This is a genomic window from Pseudomonas sp. NPDC087639 (assembly GCF_044743385.1).
Classification (GTDB): domain Bacteria; phylum Pseudomonadota; class Gammaproteobacteria; order Pseudomonadales; family Pseudomonadaceae; genus Aquipseudomonas.
This window is the reverse complement of sequence record NZ_JBIUWI010000002.1, coordinates 111,033-118,953: the sequence shown is the minus strand read 5'-3', so window position 1 is coordinate 118,953 and position 7,921 is coordinate 111,033. Positions and strand designations below refer to the sequence as shown.

The following is a 7,921-nucleotide window of genomic DNA, read 5'->3' as shown; positions in this document are numbered from 1 at the left end:
GGGTTCACTGAAGCGGCCGCCCCAGGACTGATTGGTCTTGTCAGTGCTCATGAATTCGCTCGTATCGGCTTGAAGAAAAAAGGCGTGAAACGCTGGCGCGGATAATAACAGGGTTGCCAATCCTGTCGCTGACACCGGTCGATACGTTTTTTTCTCATTGTGTCATCCATAGTCGGCGCGTTCTCCCGGGAATTTGCGCAACGATATTTTTCGATTGAGCAATAACGTTCCGACGAGCGTCTACAGTTGGACATAAGGGTCGGTGCAAGTCAGATCGCGCAAAGGTCTGGCTGCCGACTATAAGAAAGAAGAGGGGGTGGGTGGATTGTCCTTGGACAAACACCGCGCAAAGCGCAGGAAACAGCGGGCTTCGAGCAGTACGACCCGGACACTGGCAAATATTGCTGGCCGACGTACGGCACTTTTTGGCGCTCGGGCTAGTCTTAGCGTGGATCGCGGTGACGGACGTCACTTCACCTGTCTACGCTATCCTTGTGCGAGACTCACGCAGGAATCCAGCGCAATATGAATGTCCTGATCGTTGATGACGAACCACTGGCTCGCGAGCGCCTCAGCCGAATGGTGAGCGAGCTCGAGGGTTACACAGTCCTGGAGCCCAGCGCCACGAATGGCGAAGAGGCGTTGGTGCTGATCGACAGCCACAAACCGGATATCGTGCTTATCGATATCCGCATGCCGGGCCTGGATGGCCTGCAGGTTGCTGCCCGTCTGTGCGAGCGCGAAACACCACCGGCCGTGGTGTTTTGCACCAGTCCCGATGAATTTGCCGTGGAAGCCCTGCAGGCCAGCGCCGTGGGCTATGTGGTGAAACCCGTGCGAACCGAACACCTGCATGACGCCCTGAAACGGGCTGAGCGTCCCAACCGGACGCAACTCTCGGCCCTGACCCGCCCCGCCGCCGAAAGCGGCAATGGCCCGCGCAGTCACATCAGCGCCCGTACCCGCAAAGGCATTGAACTGATCCCGCTGGATCAGGTGGTCTACTTCATTGCCGACCACAAATACGTGACCTTGCGCCATGAAACCGGCGAAGTGCTGCTGGACGAACCGCTCAAGGCTCTGGAAGACGAATTCGGTGAACGCTTCGTGCGCATCCACCGCAACGCGCTGGTCGCCCGCGACCGCATCGAACGTCTGCAACGCACGCCGCTGGGACATTTCCAGCTGTTCCTCAAAGGCCTCAATGGTGACGCGCTGATTGTCAGCCGTCGACATGTGGCGGGTGTGCGCAAAATGATGCAGGGCCTTTAACCCGGTCATTCCGGGTTGCTTTCATCTCGTTACCAGGCATTGCAGGCCAGGGAGGCCACGCCGTTTCTGATTCAAGTCAAAGTGGATTTGGCTGAGCTGTTATTATCCGCCGTATCTATTCAGTACGGATTGATCCATGTCCTCTCGCGAAATCCGCATCGCCACCCGTAAAAGTGCGCTGGCCCTCTGGCAGGCCGAATACGTCAAAGCCCGTCTGGAAGCGGCCCATCCGGGTCTGCTGGTGACGCTGGTGCCCATGGTCAGTCGCGGCGACAAGTTGCTCGATTCGCCGCTATCGAAAATTGGCGGCAAGGGCCTGTTCGTCAAGGAACTGGAAACCGCACTGCTGGAAAACGAAGCCGACATCGCCGTCCACTCGATGAAAGACGTGCCGATGGACTTCCCCGAAGGCCTTGGCCTGTTTTGCATCTGCGAGCGCGAAGATCCGCGTGATGCCTTCGTTTCCAATACCTACCCTAGCCTTGAGGCATTGCCGGCCGGCAGCATCGTCGGCACCTCCAGCCTGCGTCGTCAGGCGCAGTTGCTGACTCGCCGCCCGGATCTGGAAATCCGCTTCCTGCGTGGCAACGTCAACACCCGTCTGGCCAAGCTTGATGCCGGCGAGTACGACGCGATCATCCTCGCCGCAGCCGGACTGATCCGTCTCGGTTTCGAAGACCGTATCACCTCGGCTATCAGCATCGATGACAGCCTGCCGGCCGGTGGCCAGGGCGCAGTCGGTATCGAATGCCGCAGCGTCGACAGTGAAATCCACGCCTTGCTGGCGCCTCTGCATCATGCGGACACGTCCTCGCGCGTCACTGCTGAACGCGCCCTCAACAAGCATTTGAATGGCGGCTGCCAAGTGCCAATCGCTTGCTACGCCGTACTCGAAGGCGAGCAATTGTGGCTGCGTGGTCTGGTGGGCGAGCCGAGTGGCGGCCGACTGATCAGCGCCGAAGCCCGAGCTCCGCGCGCCGATGCCGAAGCGCTGGGTGTGAAGGTCGCCGAAGATTTGCTCAGCCAGGGCGCTGAAGAAATTCTCAAGGCAGTTTACGGCGAGGCAGGCCACGAGTGACCGGTTGGCGCCTGCTGCTGACGCGCCCTGCGGACGACTGTGCGGCGCTCGCCGAAACGTTGGCCGGGCAGGGGATTTTCAGCAGTTGCCTGCCGCTTTTGGAAATTGCACCGTTGCCGGTCTCTGACAAAATACGTCAGGCGATTACACGGCTGCCCGTTTGCAGCGCCGTGATCGTGGTGAGCAAACCGGCGGCACGCATTGCGGTGGATCTGCTCAAGGCTCATGGCTTGCAGTCACTGGCGAACCCTTGGTTCAGCGTCGGTGCAGCGACGGCGCAGATTCTCAAGGATCATGGTCTCGACGTGAGCTTCCCGGTCGACGGTGATGACAGCGAGGCGTTGCTGCAGTTGTCGCGTCTGCGTGAGGCGGTGGCCCGGCCCGGTGCGCAAGTGTTGATCCTGCGCGGGGAGGGCGGTCGCGAGCTGCTCGCCGAGCGCCTGCGTGAGCTTGGTGCTAGTGTCGAGTATCTGGAATTGTATCGACGCGACCTGCCAGCTTATGCGCCGCAAACATTGCCGCGGCGGATCGAAGCGGAACGCTTGAACGGGCTGGTGGTCAGCAGTGGACAGGGTTTCGAGCACCTGCGTCAGATGGCCGGCGATGCCTGGCCTGTGATTGCGCAGTTGCCGTTGTTTGTACCAAGCCCGAGGGTCGCCGAGCAGGCACGTGCCGCCGGGGCCCAAACAGTTGTGGATTGCCGCGGCGCGAGTGCCGCGGCTTTGCTGACGGCGTTACGGGAGCAACCCGTGCCCGTTTTCTAATGCAAAGGATGGATACGTGAGCGAAACAGCCTTGCCTAAAGATGACGTCCAACCTGTGATTGATGCTCAGGTTGAAACTCCACCGCCGGCCAAAGAGCCGCGCCGAGGCAATGGACTGGCCATTGTCGCCCTGTTGCTCGGCGCTGCCGGCGTGGCGATCGGTGGCTGGGGTGTCTGGCAGGTGCGTCACCTGCAGACCAACACCGCACAACAGTCGGGTCAGGTGCAGGCGTTGAACGATCAGGCGCAGAGCCTGAAGCTCAACGAACAGCGCCTGACCGAGCGCCTCGCGCAGTTGCCGGGGGCCGACGAGCTCGCCGATCGCCAGCGTCTGGTGACGCAGCTTCAGGGCGATCAGCAGCGCCTCAATCAACGCCTGGAAACCGTCCTCGGCGCCAGCCGCAAGGACTGGCGACTGGCTGAGGCCGAACATCTGCTGCGTTTGGCCAGCCTGCGCCTTTCGGCCTTGCAGGACATCAGCAGCGCCCAGGCCCTGGTGCAAGGCGCTGACGAAATCCTTCGCGAACAGAACGACCCCGGCTCCTTCGCTGCACGTGAACAAGTGGCGAAAACCCTGGTCGCGCTGCGCAGCACCGCACAGCCGGATCGCACCGGGTTGTTCCTGCGCCTGGGCGCCTTGCGTGATCAGGTTATTGACCTCACCGAACTGGCGCCGGAATACAAGGATCGCGGCGAGTCGCTGCTCGGCCTGACTGCCGATGGTGACGGCGCCAGTCGTTGGGCGCAGTGGTGGGATCAGGTCTCGCGTTACATTCGTATCGATTTCAACGCGGACAAGAATGTGAAGCCGCTGTTGGCCGGACAGAGTCTGAGCCAAGTGCGTCTGGCCTTGAGTCTGGCGCTGGAGCAGGCGCAGTGGGCGGCCCTCAATGGCCAGGCGGCGGTGTACACCCAGGCAATGGCCGAGGCGCGCGACGTCCTGAAAGGCAATTTCAATCCGGACAATCCGCAAAGCAAAGTGATGCTGGAACAAGTCGGCGAGCTGAGCAAGGAACCGGTCACCGTCAACACCCCGGATTTGACCGGCACGTTGAGTGCGGTTCAGGCCTATCTGGAGCGGCGTAACGTCAATGCCGAAGAGTCGGTGAAACCTTTCGCCAAACCTGCCGCCAACACCGCGCAGGAGGCCACGCCATGAAACGCCTCTATGTGATCGTGTTTCTGGTGATCGCCGCGACGGCGGCATTGGGCCTGGCGATTGCCGAGCATTCCGGTTACGTGCTGGTTGCTTACAAGTCCTTCCGTTACGAGTCGAGCCTGTGGGCGACTCTGGCGCTGATCGCGGTGCTGTGGCTGCTGATCTGGGGCATCAAGGCTTTGGTCGAGCTGATCATGGCCTCCAGCGGCGTGGTCAATCCATGGTCGCGGCGCAACCGCAGTCGCCGGGTGCAGGTGGCCATCGAGCATGGTCAGTTGGACTTGGCTGAAGGTCGTTGGGCCAGCGCCCAGCGTCATCTATATCGAGCCGCTGAGGCCGAACGCCAACCGCTGCTGTATTACCTCGGCGCTGCCCGCGCGGCGAACGAGCAAGGCAATTACGAGGAATCCGATCATCTGCTCGAGCGGGCGCTGGAGCGTCAGCCGCAGGCAGAGCTGGCGATTGCCTTGAGCCACGCACAATTGCAGACCGATCGTGGCGACACCGACGGCGCGCTAGTGACTTTGCAGGCGATGCACGAGCGTCATCCACATAATGTGCAGACGCTGCGCCAGTTGCAGCGTCTGTATCAGCAGCGCGGCGAATGGTCTGCGGTGATTCGTTTGTTGCCCGAACTGCGCAAGGACAAAGTCCTGCCACCTGCCGAACTGGCTGAGCTTGAGCGTCGTGCCTGGGGTGAAAACCTTTCACTGGCTGCACAGCGCGAAGAGGACGGCACAGTCGGCTTGCAGTCGCTCAACCGGGCATGGCAACAGCTCACCTCGGCGCAACGTCAGGAGCCGCCGCTGGTGTTGGCCTATGCCGAGCAACTGCGCCAGCTGGGTGCTCAGGTCGAGGCGGAAGAAGCGCTGCGTACCGCTCTCAAACGCAAGTACGACAGCCATCTGGCGCGTCTTTATGGTTTAGTGCGCGGCATTGATCCGGCACGCCAGCTGCAAATCGCCGAAGGCTGGCTCAAGGATCATCCGCACGATCCGAGCCTGCTCCTGACGTTGGGGCGTCTGTGTCTGCAAGCCAGCCTGTGGGGCAAGGCGCGGGACTATCTTGAAAACAGCCTGCGCGTGCAGCGCAATCCGGAAGCTTGTGCGGAACTGGCGCGCTTGCTCGCACAACTGGGCGATACCGAGCGCAGCAATCAGTTGTTTCAGGAAGGTCTGGGTCTGCTCGATGAGCGCCTTTTGGCCGCGCCGCTGCCGGTTCCGGCTCACGTTTGAAGTCGCGAGGGAGGTTGCTCCCTCGCTCACTTTTGGTGACCCTAAATTCAACTTCAGTGAGTGCTAAGGGCAAAGTCCTACAGCGGACTACACCAATTCCTCTCGAACCTGTCGGGTTTTCCCTACACCTCTGGTGAACTGTCGGCAGGGTGTCGCCTTGAAAGGCTGACACGCTTTCCTCTACCGTAACCGCCTGTCTCTACTGTTACGGAAAAGCCATGTCGTTGGCCTGCTCACGCTCCTTGTTCTTCATGGCTTTCACTGCGGGAGCCTTTGCTCTGGGAGCTTCCTATTATCTTGAATACGTGGTCGGCCTTACGCCGTGCAGTCTCTGCCTGGTGCAGCGGCTGTTCCTGACGTTGCTGTCGGCATTCTGCGGTCTGGCGGCGATCCACGGACCCAAACGTGTCGGCCTTTCGCTGTACTGGCTGCTCGCGCTGCTGACGAGCCTCGGCGGCACTACGGCGGCCTGGCGGCAGGTGCTGATACAAAGCGATCCGGTGCTGCAACTGCTGAATTGTTCACCAGCGCCCGAGACGCTGTTCAGCGGTTTTCCGTGGCTCTGTGCGCTGCAAAGGATGTCTAACGGTGGCGCAGACTGCGCGGAAATTTCCTGGACGCTGTTCGATCTGAGTGTCCCGGAGTGGAGTCTGTTGTTCTTTGTCGCGGTGTCGATTCTTGCCATTTATCAATTGTTGCGCCTGGGCTGGGGCGCTCTGCAGCGACCGCTCAGCGGCGAAGCGTCGCACTCAGCGCTGGTCCGGGATTAAACACTTGTATGAACTTTATCTCCTGCGTACCTTGAAGCCATAGGCGTGCGGGCATAATCTGGCCCGCACGTGTCATTGGATTTATGTTGCTCGATGACGCTCTGCCCGACCGTCCCCCAAGCCAAAACCAGAAGCGGGACGCGGGTGTAGAGCAGCATGACCCACAAGGGAAGAGAGATCGCCATGCTCGAAAGTTGTCAGAATGCTCAGGAACGTTGGGGTGGAGTTCATCTGCTGATCGACCGCTGGTTGCAAGAGCGTGAAGATCTGATCGGCGCCTACGACAAGCTCGGCGCGGAACCTCAGGCGTTGTCCGAGAACCGCAAGCCCTTGCAGGAATTCTGCGGTGTGCTGGTCGACTACGTATCAGCCGGGCACTTCGAAATCTACGAACAACTGACCGGTGAAGCCAAGGCGTTCAACGACAAGCGCGGCCTTGAATTGGCCGAGACAATTTATCCGCGCATCGATGTCATCACCGAAAAACTCCTCGCGTTCAACGACCTTTGCGACGAAGGCAAATGCGTTGCCGAGAAATTCAAGGAACTCGGTGGCCTGCTTCACGAACGTTTTGAACTGGAAGACTGCCTGATTGAAGTGCTGCATACGGCACACAAGGAAGAAGATTCGGTTCAGGCCTGACTGACGCTTTCAACAAAAAACGGTGCGCTCAGGCGCACCGTTTTTTTATGCCTGATTAACTCGTCGCGCCGCGCAATTCGACTTCAAAAACCAACGGTGTGAACGGCGCGATCAGGTCGCCGGCACCGTCGGCGCCATAAGCCTGATCCGATGGAATCACCAGTCGCCATTTCGCACCCACCGGCATGTTTTGCAACGCGGTGCGCCAACCGGCGATCACGCTGTCGAGGTTGAACCATTGCGGCTGAGTGTTCTGATCGAACACGGTGCCGTCCGGCAAGCGACCGATATACAGCACCTGCACTTTTCCATCAGGGCCTGCCTTGGCGCCGGTGCCTGGCGTCAGCTCGGTGAGCAGGATGCCGTCGGCCAGTTGCTTCACTCCCGGTTTGGCTTTTTCAGCCGTCAGAAAACGCTGCTCGTTTTCCATCGCGGCGTCGCTCGAAGGCATCGCGGCGTGTTCGGCATTTTGCGATTCATGGTCGGCCAGAATCTGTTCGATGCGCGCTTCACTCAGCGCCAGCGGCTTGCCTTGATAGGCCTGCTGCAAGCCTTCTACCAGTGCCTGGATCTGCAACTGCGGGACTTCCTGACGCAAGCGTTCGCCCAGGCTGGCACCGAGACTATAGGCCAGATCATGAGCGTCGTTCGCCGTGGTTTTTTCGTCGGCGTGGGCCGCTGAAAAAATCACGCAGAGGGATAAAAAAAGGTAGCGCGACATGAGCTCTCTCCGTCCTGAATTGCGGTGGATTATGCCAGCGCGAACGTCTGTAACGGTGAACTGCTTTTGACTTGTTGAAGAACATTTTCACTTCGTTGCAACGCAACGGTTTCGATACTGTCAAGATGACCTAGCGGCGGTAACTGCAGAGGTCTAGTATGAGCCGCACTCACGTCAGCCAGGAGGTAAACCATGTCGGCCACCAAGAAGCCTGTAAACACTCCGTTGCACTTACTCCAACAACTCTCGGGCAGCTTGCTCGAGCATCTGGAAAACGCGT

Annotated in this window: 8 protein-coding genes and 1 pseudogene; 8 read left to right on the top strand and 1 reads right to left on the bottom strand. The window is 59.9% G+C overall.

Annotated elements, in window-relative coordinates; all coding sequences use genetic code 11:
- Window positions 1–525 precede the first annotated feature (525 nt).
- From ACIOVB_RS02595 to rsd, 7 genes are all read left to right on the top strand, one after another.
- Window positions 526–1,272 carry a LytTR family DNA-binding domain-containing protein gene (locus ACIOVB_RS02595; RefSeq protein WP_187678245.1) on the top strand — a complete coding sequence of 249 codons (747 nt, stop codon included), beginning with the start codon at window positions 526–528 and terminating at the stop codon, window positions 1,270–1,272.
- A gap of 136 nt (window positions 1,273–1,408) precedes the next feature.
- Entirely contained in the window at window positions 1,409–2,350 is a 942-nt protein-coding gene (gene hemC, locus ACIOVB_RS02590) for a hydroxymethylbilane synthase (RefSeq protein WP_401264548.1), read from the top strand.
- The gene (locus ACIOVB_RS02585; RefSeq protein ID WP_401264545.1) at window positions 2,347–3,114 is read left to right on the top strand and encodes a uroporphyrinogen-III synthase; all 768 of its coding nucleotides are present in this window, start codon (window positions 2,347–2,349) and stop codon (window positions 3,112–3,114) included. The genes hemC and ACIOVB_RS02585 overlap by 4 nt, the downstream gene beginning before the upstream one ends.
- Window positions 3,115–3,130: 16 nt before the next feature.
- On the top strand, window positions 3,131–4,273 hold the full coding sequence (locus tag ACIOVB_RS02580; protein WP_401264543.1) for a uroporphyrinogen-III C-methyltransferase: 1,143 nt from the start codon (window positions 3,131–3,133) through the stop codon (window positions 4,271–4,273).
- Entirely contained in the window at window positions 4,270–5,508 is a 1,239-nt protein-coding gene (locus ACIOVB_RS02575; protein WP_401264541.1) for a heme biosynthesis protein HemY, read from the top strand. Before ACIOVB_RS02580 ends, ACIOVB_RS02575 begins: the two co-directional genes overlap by 4 nt.
- Window positions 5,509–5,726: 218 nt before the next feature.
- The gene (locus ACIOVB_RS02570) at window positions 5,727–6,278 is read left to right on the top strand and encodes a disulfide bond formation protein B (protein WP_187678240.1); all 552 of its coding nucleotides are present in this window, start codon (window positions 5,727–5,729) and stop codon (window positions 6,276–6,278) included.
- 183 nt (window positions 6,279–6,461) lie between these two features.
- Window positions 6,462–6,920 (top strand): sigma D regulator, encoded by a 459-nt coding sequence (gene rsd / locus ACIOVB_RS02565; RefSeq protein WP_401264538.1) that lies wholly within the window; start codon window positions 6,462–6,464, stop codon window positions 6,918–6,920.
- Window positions 6,921–6,975: 55 nt separating this feature from the next.
- Here the strand turns inward: rsd and ACIOVB_RS02560 are convergent, their stop codons facing one another.
- The gene (locus tag ACIOVB_RS02560; RefSeq protein ID WP_187678239.1) at window positions 6,976–7,641 is read right to left on the bottom strand and encodes an FKBP-type peptidyl-prolyl cis-trans isomerase; all 666 of its coding nucleotides are present in this window, start codon (window positions 7,639–7,641) and stop codon (window positions 6,976–6,978) included.
- A gap of 192 nt (window positions 7,642–7,833) precedes the next feature.
- Here ACIOVB_RS02560 and ACIOVB_RS02555 point away from each other — a divergent pair.
- A pseudogene (locus ACIOVB_RS02555) lies at window positions 7,834–7,921 on the top strand (hypothetical protein); the annotation flags it as partial.

What these genes read in the sequence shown, in the direction of transcription:
- ACIOVB_RS02595 (WP_187678245.1), top strand. Translation starts at nt 526, where the DNA reads ATGAATGTCCTGATCGTTGATGACGAACCACTGGCTCGCGAGCGCCTC.
- rsd (WP_401264538.1), top strand. Translation starts at nt 6,462, where the DNA reads ATGCTCGAAAGTTGTCAGAATGCTCAGGAACGTTGGGGTGGAGTTCAT.
- ACIOVB_RS02570 (WP_187678240.1), top strand. Translation starts at nt 5,727, where the DNA reads ATGTCGTTGGCCTGCTCACGCTCCTTGTTCTTCATGGCTTTCACTGCG.
- ACIOVB_RS02560 (WP_187678239.1), bottom strand. Translation starts at nt 7,641, where the DNA reads ATGTCGCGCTACCTTTTTTTATCCCTCTGCGTGATTTTTTCAGCGGCC.
- ACIOVB_RS02575 (WP_401264541.1), top strand. Translation starts at nt 4,270, where the DNA reads ATGAAACGCCTCTATGTGATCGTGTTTCTGGTGATCGCCGCGACGGCG.
- hemC (WP_401264548.1), top strand. Translation starts at nt 1,409, where the DNA reads ATGTCCTCTCGCGAAATCCGCATCGCCACCCGTAAAAGTGCGCTGGCC.